Genomic DNA, 1,414 nt, shown 5'->3' on the forward strand with positions numbered 1-1,414 from the left:
ATGACCTTTCAAGATCAACTCGATAAAGACGGGAATCTCATTGCTATCAAATGTGCTATTCGTCTCAAAGGCATTAAAGACCCTATCGAAGTCACCGAATATCTCAAAGAATGCGAACAAGACAAAAGTGAACCTTGGAAAAAATATCCAGCACGTATGTTGCGCCATAAAGCCACTATACAATGTGCTCGCTATGCTTTCGGGCTTTCCGGTATTTATGAAGAAGATGAAGCAAAACGTATCAATGAAACAAACCATAACGTACAAACGAAGTTAATTTCTTATGATGTGCTTATGCAAATCAAACAATTAATAAACATCACTCAAACAGAAGAAGAAAAAGTCCTTGAGTATGGACGAGTCCAAAAGCTTGAAGATCTTCCTGATGAAGTAGCACAAAGGATTTTGGATGTTTTGCAAAAGAGACAGCATGAAAAAGAACAATCTTTCCTACAACAAAAGCAAATAGAGGCGCCTATACAAGATGCCGAATATATTCACGTCCAAGATATCGAATATGGACCACAAGAACAAAGAACGGCGGTGTGAGATGGAACAAAGAACAGCAGAATGGTTCCAAGCACGCTTGGGTAAAGTCACCGCATCAAACATTTACAACATACTCAATAAAACTACAAAAGGATTGCCTACGAGCAAATATGAAGACTACAAAATCAAACTCATAACAGAGCGCTTAACAAGAGAAACAAGCCCCTATTATGAAACTGAAGATATGAGATGGGGTATCGAACATGAAGAAGATGCCTTGAGAGAATATGGCTTCATTCATGATGCCGATATAACAAAATGCGGCTTTATCCAACACCCCACAATAGAAATGGCGGGGGCTAGCCCTGATGGTCTCATTGGAGAAGACGGTTTAATCGAAGTCAAATGCCCGAGATCAGTAACACATATGCGCTTTTGTATAGGTGACGAAATCAAACCAGAATATCACGCGCAAATGCAATTCCAAATGGCTTGTACAGAACGAAAGTGGTGTGATTTCGTAAGCTATGACCCACGTTTTACGGGAGAATTCTTTCACTTGCGCATGAAAGTCAAGCGTGTTCTCCGTGATGATCAACAAATTGAACAGATCAATCAAGCTGTTCAAGCCTTTTTAGCAGATATAGAACGAGAGATACAACAACTCTCTACAAAAGCTGCTTAACCTTATGGGGGTGCTTTGTTCCCCGCATATCTACGAACACCCCCGCCCTTTCATAACAACTTTTAAGTCATGCGTGATTCACGAAATGGGTGAATTGCGTCTCAATGTAAGGAGAAAAGATATGGCGCCTCGTAAAGCTATCATAACGCAAGCAGACATTGCACGAGCTTTAAGAGAAGCAAAAAAGCAAAAATGCGAACTCATAGAAATCAAACCTACCGGTGAACTGCTTATCTATCT

2 protein-coding genes are annotated in these 1,414 nt (G+C 40.2%); both read left to right on the plus strand.

Going from position 1 to position 1,414, the window contains the following annotated elements:
- Positions 1-549, plus strand: a 549-nt coding sequence (locus ACFIMW_RS09240; RefSeq protein WP_375608892.1) for a recombinase RecT, incomplete at its 5' end; no start/stop codon positions are given.
- Position 550: 1 nt separating this feature from the next.
- The gene (locus ACFIMW_RS09245) at positions 551-1,174 is read left to right on the plus strand and encodes a lambda exonuclease family protein (RefSeq protein ID WP_375608891.1); all 624 of its coding nucleotides are present in this window, start codon (positions 551-553) and stop codon (positions 1,172-1,174) included.
- The last annotated feature ends 240 nt before the right edge of the window (positions 1,175-1,414 follow it).

The sequence above is a fragment of the Bartonella sp. AC329YNZD genome (genome assembly GCF_042196685.1).
Classification (GTDB): domain Bacteria; phylum Pseudomonadota; class Alphaproteobacteria; order Rhizobiales; family Rhizobiaceae; genus Bartonella.